12 protein-coding genes are annotated in these 16684 nt (G+C 66.3%); 4 read left to right on the forward strand and 8 right to left on the reverse strand.

The genetic code is table 11. The features are described 5' to 3' along the window. Positions 1-13: 13 nt before the first annotated feature. A complete protein-coding gene (argH, locus tag INQ40_RS05295) occupies positions 14-1330 on the forward strand; it encodes an argininosuccinate lyase (RefSeq protein ID WP_194342121.1) in 1317 nt (438 codons plus the stop codon). On the opposite strand, the gene INQ40_RS05300 is transcribed toward argH, so the two are convergent. Both INQ40_RS05300 and INQ40_RS05305 read right to left on the reverse strand, forming a co-directional pair. Then, positions 1321-2505, reverse strand: a complete 1185-nt coding sequence (locus INQ40_RS05300) for a glutathionylspermidine synthase family protein (protein WP_194342122.1) — start codon at positions 2503-2505, stop codon at positions 1321-1323. The genes argH and INQ40_RS05300 overlap by 10 nt on opposite strands. Before the next feature lie 4 nt (positions 2506-2509). Further along, a complete protein-coding gene (locus INQ40_RS05305; protein ID WP_193986834.1) occupies positions 2510-3052 on the reverse strand; it encodes a DUF1190 domain-containing protein in 543 nt (180 codons plus the stop codon). 406 nt (positions 3053-3458) lie between these two features. Between INQ40_RS05305 and proB the strand changes: the two genes are divergently transcribed. The 3 genes from proB to INQ40_RS05320 all read left to right on the forward strand — a co-directional run bounded on the left by proB (position 3459) and on the right by INQ40_RS05320 (position 8941). Beyond that, positions 3459-4604 (forward strand): glutamate 5-kinase, encoded by a 1146-nt coding sequence (gene proB, locus INQ40_RS05310; protein WP_194342123.1) that lies wholly within the window; start codon positions 3459-3461, stop codon positions 4602-4604. Between the two features lie 52 nt (positions 4605-4656). Next, positions 4657-5931, forward strand: coding sequence for a glutamate-5-semialdehyde dehydrogenase (locus INQ40_RS05315; RefSeq protein WP_194342124.1), 1275 nt, complete (start codon positions 4657-4659; stop codon positions 5929-5931). Positions 5932-6076: 145 nt separating this feature from the next. Next, the gene (locus INQ40_RS05320) at positions 6077-8941 is read left to right on the forward strand and encodes a VWD domain-containing protein (RefSeq protein WP_194342125.1); all 2865 of its coding nucleotides are present in this window, start codon (positions 6077-6079) and stop codon (positions 8939-8941) included. A 36-nt stretch (positions 8942-8977) separates the two neighbouring features. Here INQ40_RS05320 and INQ40_RS05325 read toward each other — a convergent pair whose 3' ends face one another. The 6 genes from INQ40_RS05325 to INQ40_RS05350 form a co-directional block, all read right to left on the reverse strand. Beyond that, entirely contained in the window at positions 8978-11344 is a 2367-nt protein-coding gene (locus INQ40_RS05325; RefSeq protein WP_194342126.1) for a xylulose 5-phosphate 3-epimerase, read from the reverse strand. Between the two features lie 67 nt (positions 11345-11411). Beyond that, complete coding sequence (locus INQ40_RS05330) at positions 11412-12632, reverse strand: acetate/propionate family kinase (RefSeq protein ID WP_194342127.1); 1221 nt, start codon at positions 12630-12632, stop codon at positions 11412-11414. Further along, positions 12632-13924 carry a sorbosone dehydrogenase family protein gene (locus INQ40_RS05335; RefSeq protein WP_194342128.1) on the reverse strand — a complete coding sequence of 431 codons (1293 nt, stop codon included), beginning with the start codon at positions 13922-13924 and terminating at the stop codon, positions 12632-12634. Before INQ40_RS05335 ends, INQ40_RS05330 begins: the two co-directional genes overlap by 1 nt. Further along, positions 13921-14355 (reverse strand): DUF2231 domain-containing protein, encoded by a 435-nt coding sequence (locus tag INQ40_RS05340; protein ID WP_194342129.1) that lies wholly within the window; start codon positions 14353-14355, stop codon positions 13921-13923. The genes INQ40_RS05335 and INQ40_RS05340 overlap by 4 nt, the downstream gene beginning before the upstream one ends. Before the next feature lie 148 nt (positions 14356-14503). After that, a complete protein-coding gene (locus INQ40_RS05345; RefSeq protein ID WP_194342130.1) occupies positions 14504-14854 on the reverse strand; it encodes a tRNA-binding protein in 351 nt (116 codons plus the stop codon). 95 nt (positions 14855-14949) lie between these two features. Continuing rightward, positions 14950-16350, reverse strand: coding sequence for a CocE/NonD family hydrolase (locus INQ40_RS05350; protein ID WP_194342131.1), 1401 nt, complete (start codon positions 16348-16350; stop codon positions 14950-14952). Between the last annotated feature and the right edge of the window lie 334 nt (positions 16351-16684).

A 16684-nucleotide genomic window follows, 5' to 3' on the forward strand; every position in this document is an offset into this window, starting at 1 on the left:
GGAAACCCAAGACATGACCCAGCTTCTCTGGCAGAAACCCGGCGTCCAGGTGGATGAGCGCATCCAGCATTTCTGCGCCGGCGCCGACGTGATCCTCGACCGCGAGTTCCTGCTGTTCGACATCCAGGCCAGCCGCGCCCATGCGCAGGGCCTGCAGATGATCGGCATCCTGGATGCGACCGAACTGGACGCGATCGAGCGCGAACTGGCTACCTTGGCCGACGACTTCGCCAGCGGCCGCTTTGTCCTCGACGAGACCTACGAGGATGGCCATTCGGCGATCGAGGCGCGCCTCATCGATCGGCTCGGCGATGCCGGTCGCAAGATCCACACCGGTCGCAGCCGCAACGACCAGGTACTGGTGGCGACGCGCCTGTGGTTGAAGGACCGCCTGGCGCGCCTGCGCGAGCTCTGCCTGGAAACCGCCGGCATCGCGCTGACGCGGGCGGACGTCGAGTCCGGCTTGCCGCTTCCGGGCTATACGCATCTCCAGCGCGCGGTCGTGTCATCGGCGGGCATGTGGTGGTCGGCGTGGGCGGAGGCGTTCATCGATAACGCCGCTCGCGCCGACGACACCCTGGCCTGGGTGGATGCCAACCCGCTGGGCAGCGCGGCGGGCTACGGCGTCAACCTGCCGCTGGCGCGCGAGCACACCACGCAGGCGCTGGGTTTTGGGCGCATGCAGGTGTCGGCGACCTACGCCCAGCTGTCGCGCGGCAAGTTCGAGATGGCGGCCATTGAAGCGCTGTCCAGCGGCATGCTCGACCTGCGCCGCCTGGCCTGGGACCTGAGCCTGTTTACCAGCGCGGAGTTTGGTTTTGTGACCCTGCCGGCGCAGTACACCACCGGCAGTTCGATCATGCCCAACAAGCGCAACCCGGATGTCATCGAACTGATGCGCGCCAGCTACGCGAGCGTCGCTGCCGCGCGCAGCGAGATCGAGCAGTTGCTGTCACTGCCGTCGGGCTACCACCGCGATCTGCAGTTCAGCAAGGGCGCGATTTTCCATGCCTTCGGTCGCGGGCTGGGCGCACTGGAGCTGCTGCCCGACCTGCTGCGCAACCTGGAATGGAAACCCGAAGCGATGCGTGCGGCGCTGGAGCCATCGATGTACGCGACCGACCTGGCCGTGGACCTGGCACGGGCGGGTACGCCGTTCCGCGATGCCTACCGCCAGGCCGCCGATCCGGCCCGTTGGGAAGCCGGCGACGCGGATGCCAGCCTGGCGGCGCGCGTATCACCGGGGGCTGCCGGTGACCTTCGTCTGGACCTCCTGCGCGAGCGCCTGCACGCACTGGGCGGGCAGGCGGAAGGCGCGCCTCAGACGTAGATTTTCACGCTCGGCTGGACTTCGTCGATGATCGCGTGCGGGATGAACCGCGCGCTGTCACGGGTGATCGCGCTGGCATCCTCGCGCACGCCGATTCCGCAGGGGTGGTCACCGACCACCCAGCTGCCGACCATCGGGTAGTTGCCCCAGAACTCCGGCAACGGATGCAGCGCCTGGCGGATGTTGGGGCCGCTGTAGGGCCCATCGCTCTCCTGCCAGCGCCCATCGGCCATGTGCATGGCGACGTTGGCGCCTTCGCGCGAGTGCAGGGGTTTGCGCACCCAGCCCTTTGCCAGCGCGGAGCCGTCATCGAAGTGCGACTCCAGCAGGTTGGGGTGTCCCGGATGGCGCTCCCACATCAGCGGCAGGATGCCCTTGTTGCTCAGCACCGCCTTCCACGCTGGCTCCAGCAACCGCAGGCCGGAGCCGGGCAGGGCGAGGCCGAACTCCTCGTCCATCAGGTCTTCCAGCGGATACAGCTTGAACAGGCTGCCGATCACCACGTCGTCGGTGTCGGTGAAGCGCCCGTCCGTGGAAAGCCCAAGGTCCTCGATGGCGATGGACGCACCATGCAGCCCGGCCTGCGCCGCACAATCGCGCAGGTAGGTCACGGTGCCCTGGTCTTCCTCGGAGTCGCGCACCGCGCTGAAGTACAGCGGCGGCGGCAGTTGCGCGGCCAACTGGCCAAAGCGCTCCACCAGCGCCTCATGGATCGAGTTGAACTGGCCTGCATGACCTGGCAGCGCGCCGCGGTTGCGCTGGTCCTCCAGCCACTGCCACTGGAAGAACGATGCCTCGAACAGCGACGTCGGGGCGTCGTAATTCAACTCGTACAGCTTGGCCGGGCCATGGCCGTCATAAGCGAAATCCAGGCGGCCGTAGAGGTGCGGGTCGCGCCGCCGCCAGCTCTCGGCGATCCAGTCCCGGAACGGCTCCGGGATTGCCAGCCGGGCCATCAGCTCCTCGCTGGCAACGACCTCGCCGACCAGGTCCAGCGCCATGGAGTGCAGTTCAAGACTGGGGTCTTCGATGTCGTCTTCGATCTGGCGCAAGGTGAAAGCGTAGTAGGCGCTTTCATCCCAGTACGGTTCGCCCTCGATCGTGTGGAACCGGAAGCCGGCCTCGTCCGCCCGCGCGCGCCAATTGGAGCGCTCGGCAATGGCAATGCGTTTCACCCGGTCAACCGCCGGAGCTGGTGCGTTTGCGGCTCTTGTCGCCAAAGCCGCCGCGACTGGCGGTGACCGCGCGGTTGGGCTGGCTGGTGATCGGGGTCAGGGCGGTGCGGTTGGCGCCGGTCATGCCGGGCGCCGCCGGACGAGCCCAGCCGTTGGCCTTGTCGCGGAAGGCCGGGGCGGCGGCGGGCGCTGCAGCGGTGGCGCTGGCCGCGCGGCCCTGCAACATCTGCGACATGAAGAAGCCCGCCATCATCGGACCGATGAACGAGGTGCCCGAGCGCGTCTTCTGCTCCACGCATTGATCGGCGTCGTATTCCTGTTCACACGCCTGCCGGCTGGCGAACTGCGGCGCGGAGTCGGCCGCCTGCTGCTGCGCGGTCTCGAATGCCTGCTGGCAGGTCGAGGACTCGCCGGTGGCGCGCGCGCAGTTGTCCACCGAGGTGTACACACCTTCCTGCAGCTGGCCCTGCGGCTCCAGCTGGCATGCCGAGAACAGCAGCGGAGCGGCGCTCATCAACAGCAGCGCGGTGGTTTTCGATCGCTTCATGCCTGGACTTCCGGAGTGAAAATGCTGAGCCGATCTTAGCCGAATCCGGCCCTGCCCAAGGCCGGGTGACCGGCCACCGGGTTGGGTTGGGCAAGCGAGCCTGTTAGGCTTGCCTGCTTGTCGAATCCGTTTTCCGGCGTCATCCACGACGTACCGATGTTCGGATTCGCACTTCCTGCGCCTGGCTGGTGGACCAGTGCGCTACCGGGGCTGTTACCCGTCAAGCCTGTTGACGCTTGAGTATCTGCAGCTTCTGGTTGCGACCTTCAACGGTCGCTGTTGGCGTGTTCGATCGCCATCGGAAGTGCCCAGCCGTTCGCGATGTCCGCGACCTGCCAGCGTCATTGCCCGACGGCAATGCCTGTCCCCCCGCTGGCTACACACCCATGGAGCACTGGTTACAACGATGACGTCCGCATTTACCGAGCAACCCCTTCCCCCTTGGCAACGCGCTGTGATCAAGGTCGGCAGCAGTCTTTTGACCGACGGAAAAGGGGGGCTTGGAAAGCGCAACGCTGCCGCCCTGGCGGGCCTGATCGGCCATTTCGCCGATCAGGGGCGCGAGGTGCTGCTGGTGTCTTCCGGGGCCGTCGCGGCTGGTCGCGGGCTGCTGGCCCGGCACAACATCGGCGTGATCCAGCGCCAGGCCCTGGCGGCCATCGGCCAGACGCCGATGCTCGCGCTCTGGCAGGGACTGATGGAGCAACCGGTCGCCCAGGTCCTGTTGAGCCACGATGATCTGCGCAACCGCCGTCGCTACCTCAACGCGCAGTCGACGCTGCGCGAACTGCTGCGCATCGGCGCGCTGCCGATCATCAACGAGAACGACACCGTCGCGGTGGCCGAGCTCAAGCTGGGCGATAACGACAACCTGGCGGCCGCGGTGGCCACGATGGTCGAGGCCGACATCCTGTTGATCGCGACCGACACCAGCGGACTGTTTACCGGCCATCCGGTGGAAGACCCGGACGCCAAGCCGGTGCCGAAGATCGACGAGATCACCACCGACATCATGCGCATGACCTCCGGCGGTGCCGGCGAGCTGGGAACCGGCGGCATGTACACCAAGCTGGAGGCGGCGATCAAATGCGCCTCGGCCGGCATTGGCACCGCGCTGTTCTGTGGACACGACGCCAAGGCCATCGCTGCGCTGGCCGAGGACCGCCTGCTGGGTACCTACATCGAGCCGCACGGCGACCAGCTGGTCGCGCGTAAACAGTGGCTGCGGCACACACCGCCAAGCGGCGGCGCGATCCGGATCGACCCCGGCGCTGTGGAAGCTCTTTGCGAGCACGGCGCCTCGCTGTTGCCGGGTGGCGTGATCGGCGTGGAAGGTGATTTCTCGCGGGACGCGATGGTCGACGTGCTTCCGGCGGAGGGCAACTGCAGGCTTGCCCGCGGACTGGTCCAGTACCAGTCCAGCGACCTGCGCCGCATCGCCGGCCACCACAGCAGCGACATCCAGAAGCTGCTCGGCTTCGACCACGGCCATTCGGTGATCCGCCGCGAGGACATGGTCCTGCTGGCGCCCACTTCAACGGCCGAGTTTTGAACACGCTTTCGACCCGGGTTTCGGGTCAACCAGACTTCAAGGAGAACTTTCGATGAGTGGATACGTCCGCGATCTTGCCCGGCGCGCCCGCGCCGCCTCCCATGTCATCGCCAAGCTGGACGCGCCCCGACGCGGCGCCATGCTCGAGGCGATGGCCAACGCGGTGGAGCAGGGCAGCAGCGATATCCTCTGCGCCAACGCACACGACATGGCGCGCGCCGAAAAGGCCGGCACGACCGGCGCAATGCTCGACCGCCTGCGCCTGGATGAGGGTCGGGTGGCCGACATCGTTGCCGCCATCCGCGAGATCGGCGAGCTTCCCGATCCCGTCGGCGAGGTGACCCGCAGCCAGACCATGCCCAACGGGCTGAAGGTCGAGAAGGTGCGCATTCCGCTGGGCCTGATCGCGATGATCTACGAGGCGCGCCCGAACGTGACCGCCGACGCCGCCGCGCTGTGCCTGCGTGCCGGCAACGCGGTCCTGCTGCGCGGCGGCTCGGAGGCGCGCGACAGCAACATCGCCATCGCTGCCTGCCTGCACCAGGCGCTGCGCGAGCAGGGCCTGCCGCCGGAGGCCGTGACCCTGGTCGAGGACACCGCGCGCGAGCACGTCCTGGAGCTGCTCCAGCTGACCGACCTGATCGACCTGGCCATTCCGCGCGGTGGCGAGAAGCTGATCCATTTCGTCGCCGAGAACGCGCGCGTGCCCGTCATCAAGCACTACAAGGGCGTCTGCCACCTGTACGTGGACAAGGCCGCGGATCTGGACCTGGCCCTGCAGCTGGCCATCGACGGCAAGCTGTCGCGTCCGGGCGTCTGCAATGCGCTGGAGACCATGCTGGTGCACGGCGACATCGCGGATGACTGGTTGCCCGGAGCGCTGCAGGACCTGCAATCGCGCGGCGCGGAAATCCGCGGCTGCAAGCGCACCCGCGAGTTGTTCCCGGATGCATCACTGGCGACGGATGAGGATTACGACCGCGAATTCCTCGCACCGGTGCTGGCGGTGAAGGTGGTCGACTCCATCGACGATGCGCTCGTCCACATCCAGACGTTCACCTCCGACCACACCGAGGTGATCGTCAGTCGTGATACCGATGCGGTGGACCGTTTCATCCGCGAGATCCGCAGCTCGGCCGTGGTCGTCAACGCGTCCTCGCGCTTCAACGACGGGGGCCAACTCGGCCTGGGCGCGGAGATCGGCATCTCCACCACCCGCCTGCACGCCTACGGCCCGATGGGGCTGGAGTCGCTGACCATCGAGCGCTACGTGGTGCGCGGCGAGGGCCAGGTGCGTCACCCCGACGTGGTCGCCGCGCAGGGCTGACCCTCGCGACGGCTGGTTCCAGCCGTCCCGCACCACGGAGGGGCGGCTGTCCGGTTTCGCCGTTGCTATGGCGTATACCTGTTGACGCGATGCCGGCAGCCCGATCGGGCCGCGGCACTCCAGCACGGACAACAGGGAAGACCACATGTTTGGAAGGGATGCCTCGGCGAACGCCGCCGGCCACAGGTTGATCGCACTGCCAGTGCTGCTGCTCGCGCTGGTGATGTTGGCTGGTTGCGGTGACCGCAACCGGTCCACCCACGTGGCGGAGACTGCGACCACTGCCGCGTCGGACAGCGGCATGGTCGAAGGCCCCTGGGTCCAGGACCTGTGGCTGTATGAGCGGGTGTCGACCTTTGACGCGGATGGCCAGCGGGTCGAACTGCTGGAAGAGATCCTCGCGAACCTTCCAGGTGAGCCGGACGCCGCGGTTCAACTGCCGCACGACGCGCAGTTCATCGCCTACCCGCAGTTGCGCCCGTGGCTGTCCGCCGGTGAGGGCAGCCGGCGCGACGACGTCACCGTCATCGCAGGCCTGCTGCGGACGCCCGACGGCGAGGGGCTGGCGATCGTGGCCATGCCGGACAGGAACGCAACCGCCCCCATCGGCCTGGATGACAGCGTCGAGCTCGACCTGACGTTCCTGGGCGAACGGCTCACGCCCGACGATCCGATGAGCATCGATTTCGCCTTCCTGCAGGCCTTGCCCGGACAGGACCCGGCCGATGCCGGAGCCTTGGGGGTGCTTGCCCACCGGATGGCGGAAAACCGCATCCGCTACTACGGCGAAGAAATCGACGGAGTGGAAGAGCCGCTTGCGTTCGAGGGCATGCTCGGCACTGCGGTAAAGGGCTCCACCCGATCCAGCACGCCGGCCAAGGCCGACCCGATGATGAAGGGGTTCCGCGACGGGTTGAAAGGCTGCCGCTTCGGACTGAAGTGCGTGCGCAAGTACTTTCAGAAGTTCGGTGGCGGCGCCTCCAAGAGCAACGACCTGATCCGGTGCAACCTGGGTGGCAATTGCTACGATCCGCCGCCGCCACCGCCCCCGCCGCCGCGCTGCTTCGGTCGCTGCGGCGGTGTCCGCGGCGATCCCCACCTGACCACCTTCGATGGCGCGAACCTGTCGCTGCAGGCCGCGGGCGAATTCGTCGGCGTGCGCGTACCCGGCCTTGAGTTGCAGCTTCGCACTGGCCCGCGGCATTCCTCGCGCACCGTATCGGTGGTGACCGCGATGGCCCTCGATATCGATGGGGTCCGCGTGTTGCTGGATTCGGACCAGGGCGGGCTCAGCGCGCGCGTGTCGGGCAAACCGGTCCAGCATGGCAACGACGGCGAGGTGCTGGAGTTTGCCACCGGCACGCTGACGCGCTTTCACCGCGCCGTGCAGATCGCGACCGCCAGCGGTCACCGGATCATCGCCAACAGTCCATCCAACGGCTTCATCGACTTCACCATGGAGCTGGCCGACGGTACCGAAGCGGCCGGACTGCTGGGCAACAACGACGGCGATCCGGCAAACGATTTCCGCAGGCGCGATGGCACGGTCCTGGCCCAGCCGCTGGATGGGGAAACGCTCTACAAGGACTTCGCCGCGCAGTGGAGGGTCACCGACGCCGAATCGCTGTTCGACTACCGGAACGGCGATTCCACTGCGACGTATACCGACGTCACGTTCCCGGAAAAACGAGTGACCCACGAAAACCTGCCGGCCGATGTACTCAAGCGCGCCGAGGCGGTATGCCGCGAATCGGGCGTGGCGCTGCAGCCCTTCCTCGACCAGTGCATTTTCGACTACGCGGTGACCGGCGAGATGGCCTTCGTCTCCGCCGCACAGCGCAGCGTGACGATCGCCGGGGGCACGGCCGGCGCCACCAGCGTCGCCGCTGACGCGGCGGACAAGCACGCCCAGGCACCCGTCGCCCACGATCCCGACGCAAAGGCGACGGTGAAGGTGGCGGCGAGCGCGCCGGCCGGATCCACGGTGCGCGTTACCTGGGCTGGACCCAACGAGCCGCACGACACCATCGCCGTGGCGCGCCCCGGCGCGCCGGGCCGCGAATCGGTCAATCACACGGGCACCGATGCCGGCAATCCGCTGCATCTGCTCCTGCCGGCGGAAGCGGGCAAGTGGGAGGTCAGGTACGTGCAGTACGAGGGCCGCAAGGTGCTCGCCACCCAGGAGATCACCACGACGCCGTTGGAGGCGAGCGTGCAGGTTCCTGACACTGCCCCGGCCGGGGCCAAGGTCAGCGTCCAATGGACGGGCCCCAACTACCCGCACGACGTGATTTCGGTCGTGCGCGCCGGTGCCCCCGGGAGGGAGTCGGTAAACCACACGCCGACCGCCGCCGGCACGCCGCTCAGCCTGCTGCTGCCGGCGGAACCCGGTGACTGGGAGGTCCGCTACGTGCAGTACCAGGACCACAAGGTGCTGGCGCGCAAGAGCATCACCACCACTGCGTTGGACGCCAAACTCGACATTCCGTCGACGGCGCCGGCCGGCTCCACCATCGACGTTGGCTGGACCGGGCCGAACTACCCCTACGACCACATCTCGGTAGTGCGGGCCGGTGCGTCGGGCCGGGACGCGGTAAACCACACGCCCACCGAAGCGGGCACGCCGCTGAAGCTGCGGTTGCCCGCGGAGGCGGGTGACTGGGAGGTCCGCTACGTGCAGTACCAGGACCACAGGGTGCTGGCACGCAGGACCATCACCACCACGCCGGTGACCGCGAGCCTGGAGATCCCGGAGCGCGCGGCGGCCGGATCAAAGATAGGTGTCGAGTGGACCGGTCCTGGCTACCCCTACGACGTTATCGCGGTCGCCAAGCCGGGAGCGGCCGGGAGAATCTCGCAGGAGCAGAGCCCCACCGACGACGGCAGCCCGCTACGGCTAAAGGTGCCGGACGAACCCGGCACCTGGGAAGTCCGCTACGTCCAGTACCAGGGCAACAAGGTGCTGGCGAGGAAGACGCTGACGGTCACGGCCGCCGAATCGGCCGACTAGCGCGGCAGGGCTCCCTCCATCTGCGGCGGCGGCCGATCACTGCCGCCGCAGGTCCGCAGGATTGCCCTTGCCATCGATCGCATCGAGCTGCGCGGGTTCGAGCAGCGCATCGCGTTCCCAGCCCGCCACGCTCGCTGCGGCATCCACGGCGTGCGCCCAGGTACAGCGGTTGGCGAACAGCATGCCCGGCACGTCCAGCGTGCCGCCGCGACTGATGTAGCCGAGCGCCCGGGTCGTGGCGCGGCCGCTGTCGATGCGGCGCAGGATGCCGACCATCGGCTCGGGGCGGGTGTGGGTCAGGATCACCCGCGGCAGGTGGGGCGGGAACAGCGCATCGATCGTGGGATCGTCGTCGACGAACGCCGCTTCGATGTCATCGCGGGGGATCCGCAGCCGACCCGGCTCGAGGATCACGGTGACGCAGGCATGCTTGCCCCGATCGGCCAACTGCTGATGCGCCTTCATCGCCTCCTCCAGCTGGTAGGCGCCGAGCGCGACCAGCTGCACGGCCGCCTCGGCGGGATCGCCGACCAGATGGGCGGCGCCGTCGCGGACCAGTTGCCGGGTCATGTCCGCATCAAAACGGTTTTCCACCTCGCGCTTGGAGATGATCACGCAGGCCACCTGGCCGCGGTGGGCGTACACGTCACGCAGTGCCGCCACCGCGGTGTTGCCGTCGACGGGAAACAGCACGCGTGAGGTATCGGACATCTCTCCCAACAGCGCCTCGCCCATGGTCGGGTCCTGGTGCGACTGCTCGTTCTTGGCGTTCTCCCACGTGTGCGAGGTGACGATCAACGGCACCGAGATCCAGCCGGGCTTTTGTCCCACCTGGCGCTGGTGGCGGGCGAAGATGATCTCCTGGCGCAGCAGGCCGAGCATCTTCACGGCAAATGCCTCGTAACTGACGATCAGGTTCAGCCCGCCCTTGTTGCCCAGCGCGGCGGCGGCGACCGCTTCCTCGTTGAGCGCGGTAATTACCGCGCCGTACAAATGCTCCGGCACGCCCCGTTCGGGCTGGTTGACCCGGTGCTTGAGCAGTTCCAGCGTGCCGCCCATCTTGTTGCTGGCCAGCTCGTCGGGGTTGCCCACGCGCATGCGCAGCTCGGGATTGCTGTTGGCGAGTTCGACAAACCACTGGTCCAGCGTCGTCATCGCGCTGCCCTGGCTGCCCCTGGTTTCCCAGCGCGGTTCGGGCAGATCGGGTGCGGCAGGACGGCGATGGGCCATGGGGTGTGCACTTTCCAGCGCGCGTTCCTGCCCGGCATGGGTGGCGAATGCGGCCAGCGCAGCGTCCAGTTCGGACGGCGGGACAAACAGGGCGGCCGCGCTTTCGTTGAACAACCGCCGGGTGGCCGCATCGGTGTGCGGATTGCCGGCCAGCGGCAGATTGTGGGCGGCGTTGCTGTCGGCGCCGGGAAAGCCGAAGCCCTTTTCGGTCTCGGCAATGACGTAGGGCATCGGCGCCGGATAATGCTGGTCCGGATCGGCGACGAACCTGCGCAGCGCATCCTCGCTTTCGATGATCGCGCACGCGATTGCGGCGGGGTCCCGGCCATCCACGGTCACGGGCTCGAAGCCGTTGTGGCGGACGTCCTCGGCCAGCCATTCCGCGCCGCCCTGCTGCATGATCTGGGTGCGCTGCTCGATTCGGCGGCCGTTGAGGATCATCACGGGCACGGCGAGACCGCTGTCGTAGGCGCGCCACCAGCGCGGCGCCCAGTCCGGCCCGCGCTGCTCCTCGAACGCACCGTCACTGAGGAAGGCAACCAGCGATTCGCCGACCAGCGGCATGTGGATGTACTGCAGGCCGGCAAAGCCGAGGTAGCCGCCTTCCGATACCGCGCCCGCGGTGTTCGGCCCCGCGTGGCTACCCAGTGGCACCGCCGGGACGCCGTTCGCATCAATGGCGTAGGAATAGAAATCCCTGCACAGCTGCGAGAGGCCCTTCTCGCTGCGGTCGTAGCGGCCTTCCTGCGCCGGGGATACGTCGCCGGTCAATGCATTCACCGCCTCGATGGCAGCCACGCAATGGCCCTGGCCCATGATCCACGAGCGCGTGGTACCGGTCAGCGCGTTGGCCAGCAGATAGGCAACGTAGGCCTGGACCATGTTCAGCGAGCCACCCGTGTGGCCCTCGGGGGTCGGCTTGAAGTCCTCGGCCGACAAGGGCGCCCCCGACATGTCGACGCGCAGCGCATAGCTCATGTGCGCGACCACCTTCATCCCCGCGCACGTCACGCGGTCGGCGGCGGCGAGCAGCGTGTAAATGACCGCCTCGTCCGCGCCTCCGGCAACAAGCCGGGACACCAGTGCGTCGACACGGTTGACGGTGTCGTCGCGATGGACGATGGGGCCGTAGCCGGAAAGCCAATGCTGGCGCGGGTTGGAAAGGGTATTCATGGGATAGGCCTTGTGTGGTGCCGAGAGCTTGCAATGGGCGTGCGACGTGGTTGGAGCGTGCGCTCGATCAGGGCGGATGGTCGTTGGCCGCGAGCAGTTCACGGGCGTGGCGAGCGGCGATCCACTCCTCATTGGTCGGTTCGACCGCGACGAGGACGCGACTGTCCGCCGCCGAGATGACCGGAGCGTCGATGGCATTCGCGTTGGCGTCGAGCTTCACGCCCAGGTACGCCAGGTCGCGACACACCCGCTCACGGATGAAAACACTGTGCTCACCGATGCCTGCGGTGAAGGCGAGCAGGTCCAGACCGCCGAGCACGGCGGCCATCGCGCCGATCTCTTTCACAATGCGACGCACGAACAGCGCGAGCGCAATCCTTGCGCGTTCGCCGGATTCGCCGGGATCGTCCTCGTGCTGGACCAACACCCTTGGCTCGGAGGAAATGCCGGACACCCCGAGCAGGCCGGAGTCGTGGTACAGCGTCGACGCCACGTCCTCCAGCGAGAGTTTTTCCACCTCCATCAGGTAGAGCAGGGCGCCCGGATCGATGGAGCCCGTACGTGTGCCCATCATCAGCCCGTCGAGCGCGGAAAACCCCATGGTGGTGGCGACGCTCTTCAGGTCCTGCATGGCACACAGGCTGGCCCCGCTGCCCAGGTGGGCGACGATGACCCGCCCGCGCGCCACTTCGCCATGACGCTCGGGCAGGGCGTGGCTCATGAACTCGTAGGACAGGCCGTGGAATCCGTAGCGGCGCAGGCCGCGCTGCCACGCCGAATACGGCAGCGGCAGGATCTGCTCGACCTTGGGCAGGGTGTGGTGAAAGGCGGTGTCAAAGCACGCGACCTGGATGATGTCAGGGCGCTGCTCCAGCAACAGGCGCATCGCCTCCAACGGAAACGGTTGATGCAGCGGCGCCAGCGGCACGTAGCTGCGCAGGTCCGCAAGGATCGGCAGGGTCACGATCGTGGGATCGAAATACCGGGTCCCGCCGTGGACCACGCGATGGGCGACCGCAATCACGCGACGCCCGTCCAGGCGCCGCGTGATGCGTTGCTGGATCAGCTCCAGCGCGGCACTGTGCGGGTGGGCCGGGTCCAGATCGACGGCAAATGGCTCCACCCCGGTTTCACCGAAATCCGGCGAGGAGCCGCCGATGCCCTGGACCTTGCCGTTCCACAGCGGCTGGCGCGGCAGCGGCTCGGCATCGGCCGGAAACACGGCGAATTTGATGCTTGATGAGCCGCAGTTCAGGACAACGATGAGTGCGCCGGCGGGGTCCACCACTAGCGCGTCGGCGTTACCCGCCAGATCGTGTTGGACAGGTCATCGGCAACAATCAGCGCGCCGCGCGGATCCACCGTCACGCCCACCGGCCGGCCACGCGTCTTCCCATCCTCGTCGCGGAAGCCGGTCACGAAGTCGATCGGATCACCGGACGGGCGGCCCGCGGTAAAGGGAACGAAGACGACCTTGTAGCCGACGGGGTCCTTGCGGTTCCAGCTGCCGTGCTCACCGATGAATGCGCCTTCGGCAAACTGCGCGCCCATGACCGGCGAAGAGAAGTCCAGACCGAGTGCGGCCACATGCGAGCCCAGGCTGTAGTCGGGCGCGATCGCCGAGGCGACCTTGTCCGGGTCCTGCGGCTTCACCCGCGGGTCGACGTTCTGGCCCCAGTAGCTGTACGGCCAGCCGTAGAAGCCGCCGTCCCGGATCGAGGTCAAATAGTCGGGCACCAGGTTCGGGCCAAGTTCGTCACGCTCGTTGACGGCGGCCCACAACTGGTCGGTCCCCGGCAGGATCGCCAGGGCCGTCGGGTTCCGTACGCCGGTGGCATAGGCGCGATGGGCGCCGGTCGACGCGTCGATCTGCCAGATCGTGGCGCGGTCGACTTCGGCCACCATGCCGCGCTCGGTGATGTTGCTGTTGGAGCCGATGCCGACGTAGAGGAACCGCCCATCGGGGCTGGCGGTCATCGCCTTGGTCCAGTGGTGGTTGATCGCCGACGGCAGCGGCGTCACGGTGACGGGCGGGGCGTCTGCACGGGTCTGCCCGTCGGTGTAGTCAAAGCGCACCAGCGCATCCTGATTGGCGACATACAACGCGCCGTCGACGAAGGCCAAACCGTAGGGTGCATTCAGATCCTCGGCGAACACGGTCTGCAGCTCGTACTTGCCGTCGCCGTCGGCATCGCGCAGCAGGGTAAGGCGGTTGCCGCTCTTCGCCGGCGTGGTGCCCTTGGCCTTGATCGGACCGGCAATCAGGTCCTTGGGCTTCAAGGCCGGTGCGTTGCCGCCCTTGCCCTCGGCCACCAGGATGTCGCCATTGGGCAGCACCAGGGTCTGCCGAGGGATCTTCAGATCGGTGGCGATCGCAGTGATGGAATACCCGTCCGGCACGGTCGGGAGCTTGTCGCCCCAGTTGGTCGGATTGGCGATCGTCATGCGGGGAAGCAGGCCACGCTGGTGGTCGGGCAGGACCGGGTCAGCGCCGTACTGTTCGGGATCGGGGTCGGTGCCGCCACAGGCGGACAGCGACAGCGCGGCCAGGACCGCAATGAGCAGGGAAGTGCGCTTCATGACAGGACTCCTGTCCGGCGTGACATGGACGCAGCGCTAGCGGCGACGCAGGCGAGCAGGACAACAATGACCGACAGCACCAGGCCTTCCGGCATGCTGGCCCAGGCATCCTTGGCGTGGATCAGCGCGTTGATGAAGCCGAGTATCCAGGTGATGAGCAGGAGTACCGGGTAGACCAGGCGCCGCGAATCGCCAACCCGCGGACGGAACAAATCGACGAAGCCCCAGACCACGGCGAGCGCGGTCAGGACCAGCGCGCCGGCGATCAGCCAGGAGGCGAAGTTGTTCCACTGGATTTCGTAGGTGGATGCGTACGCCCAATCACTGAGCATTGCCGCGATGAAGAGGGTGATGGCGCCGCCCAGCAGGAATGCGTGCAGCGGGGCAATCTGGTCCCTGACTGCGAGGGATCGATCAACGGTTGCTGCCATGTCTTTGCTCCGGGAGAGGACAGAAGGGATTTTTCGCGGACCCAACGTCCTGTCAGGAATCCAACGGGATGACCTTAACCCGGGCAATGTGGGCGGGGCGTTAGCGGAAATGGAGGTACCCGCGCCCGGCGTGCAGATGCGTACGCCGCTAGAGCAGCCGCGTCCCAAGCGGAACGGGCTTATCGGGAACACACAGCGCCACGTTTCCGTCCGCGTCGTGGAACCCGGTGACGAGGCACTCGGACATCAACGGCCCGATCTGCTTGCGGGGGAAGTTGACAACGGCCACGACCAGCTTCCCTATCAATTCCTCGGGCTGGTAGAGGCCGGTGATCTGGGCGCTGGACTTCCTGACGCCGATCGCCTCGCCAAAGTCCACCTGCAACACGTAGGCCGGCTTGCGTGCCTCTTTGAAAGGGTACGCATCAACGATACGGCCGATGCGAAGCTCGACCTTGAGGAAATCGTCAAAGGAGATCGGAGGCGTAGGTTCGGTCATGGGTGTCGTGACGCGGATGGGTGTTTGCCGGCGGGGGAGATTGGGGATGGTATCGAATGAGCGGTTTTGCTTAGTGCACGGGTACCAAGCGTGCTCTAACGTGAGATGGGAATCTCCAGGTAGCTGTCTGTATGCCAGGCGATCTCCAGAGGCTCCTTTGCATCGGCGATGGATTCGTCGCTGACGTCGCGGCCGGTGCCGTAGTTGATCTGGTGATACGGATTCAGGTTGACGTCCACCACAAGCATCAGCCTACTGCCCGCTTGGAGTTGCCGGCTGACCAACAAGGAACGCTTGATTTCGATCGAGGTCTTTTCGCCGGGCTTCAGCAAGCTCCGATGGCTCATGTTATCCGCGAAACTCGCACGACCGAGATAATAGGAGAGCTGGAGTAGCGTCCCATCGGGCTGGACTTCGTACAGTACTGCGCCGAGATCGACGTCTCGCTTGTTGATGGTGACATTCAGCGCGCCGCTGAACATCCCATTCACTGAAATGGGTTCATCCAACGGTTCGCTGACAAATGCCAGTCCCGTGGACGGGGCTTCCTTGCCCTTTATGGGAGCAGGGTAGTAGTCGTTATGGGAGGCGCCGCGATCTGCGAGGTCCACCACCTGTTCGAGGCTGGCAGACTTTGCCGGCAAGCGGCATGTCAAGCGGAAACGTTTTTCACCAGCCGGTTCGTTCGTCAGATACAGCTTCAGTATTTCAGTGCTCATGGCGTCCAGTGAGCGTGCTTGCCGCCAGACATTGGCCCCCATGACCTGGTAATTGACGCGGTCCTTGAGCAGAGCAGGCCGTGCGCCGTCGCGCAGCACGTGATCCAGCCATTGGAAGGTGAGCTCCTGCGTATCGAACTGCGCGACCGGATCCAACGTGTAGCCACGAAGCTCGCGCGGCTTCCGGCGGGTCTGCGCGCTGAAATGGTCGTATGGGCCCGCTACCAGATAATGCTCGGCGTTCCTGTTGTACTTGAGGTGCTCTGTGAGGTAGTGCAGGGCAGAGATCTGCCCATCGTCGTAGTAGCCGGTAATTGACAGCACCGGGATGTCGATGCGCGCATAGTCCTCCCGGTAGGGTGCCTTCGCCTGCCAGTAAGAGTCGTACGCGGGGTGATCCAGCCACCGCTGCAGCAGCGGATTGGGCGTGCCGTCTACCTTGTCGATCTCGCGATACCGGCGCCCGCTCGCGTACCATTTGTTATTCAGGGCATCCCACCTGTCGGGATCTCGATACACCTCGTTGTCGAGCGACTTGTTGTTGCTGACGTAGAAGCCCCAACCGTAGTTGGCGTTGAGGAAGACGTTGTTCCACATCGGCAACCCGAGCCCGGGCATCGCGGCGACGTACGTCACGATCGTTTTCAGCGCCGGATGAAGCCGCTTGGTGGCTGCCCACGCGGTGTAACCCGAGTAGCTGCCGCCGTACATGGCGACTTCGCCGTTGCTCCATGGCTGACGACTGATCCAGTCGATGACGGCGTAGGTGTCGTCCACCTCGTGTTCGTAGGGCTCCACGGGGTCGCTGCCAGTTAGGCGCGACGGTACCATCGAACCAGCCGCCACAATGCGATGAGGAACGAGAGTGGGATCACGACTACCGCGAAGAGTGACCACAGAAAGAGTAACCCGCTAATACTTCCAGCCCACCCGTTGCATTGGAAGCCGCCGAATCCAAATGCGCAGCTCGATGTCGAAATTGCCGTTGCGACTATACCCAGAGCCACTAGCAAGATGAACGTCGCGACGGAAACGACTGGAAATCTGGCCGTTCCTTCCATGGGTCTAACACCGTAGTTAAGCCGACCCCCAACGCGTTGGCCGGATGCTG

Source organism: Lysobacter sp. H21R4, from assembly GCF_015277535.1.
Classification (GTDB): Bacteria; Pseudomonadota; Gammaproteobacteria; order Xanthomonadales; family Xanthomonadaceae; genus Novilysobacter; species Novilysobacter ciconiae.

Coding starts and splice junctions, on each gene's coding strand:
- INQ40_RS05335 (WP_194342128.1), bottom strand. CDS start 13,924: ATGAAGCGCACTTCCCTGCTCATTGCGGTCCTGGCCGCGCTGTCGCTG.
- INQ40_RS05345 (WP_194342130.1), bottom strand. CDS start 14,854: ATGACCGAACCTACGCCTCCGATCTCCTTTGACGATTTCCTCAAGGTC.
- INQ40_RS05315 (WP_194342124.1), top strand. CDS start 4,657: ATGAGTGGATACGTCCGCGATCTTGCCCGGCGCGCCCGCGCCGCCTCC.
- INQ40_RS05305 (WP_193986834.1), bottom strand. CDS start 3,052: ATGAAGCGATCGAAAACCACCGCGCTGCTGTTGATGAGCGCCGCTCCG.
- INQ40_RS05325 (WP_194342126.1), bottom strand. CDS start 11,344: ATGAATACCCTTTCCAACCCGCGCCAGCATTGGCTTTCCGGCTACGGC.
- proB (WP_194342123.1), top strand. CDS start 3,459: ATGACGTCCGCATTTACCGAGCAACCCCTTCCCCCTTGGCAACGCGCT.
- argH (WP_194342121.1), top strand. CDS start 14: ATGACCCAGCTTCTCTGGCAGAAACCCGGCGTCCAGGTGGATGAGCGC.
- INQ40_RS05320 (WP_194342125.1), top strand. CDS start 6,077: ATGTTTGGAAGGGATGCCTCGGCGAACGCCGCCGGCCACAGGTTGATC.
- INQ40_RS05340 (WP_194342129.1), bottom strand. CDS start 14,355: ATGGCAGCAACCGTTGATCGATCCCTCGCAGTCAGGGACCAGATTGCC.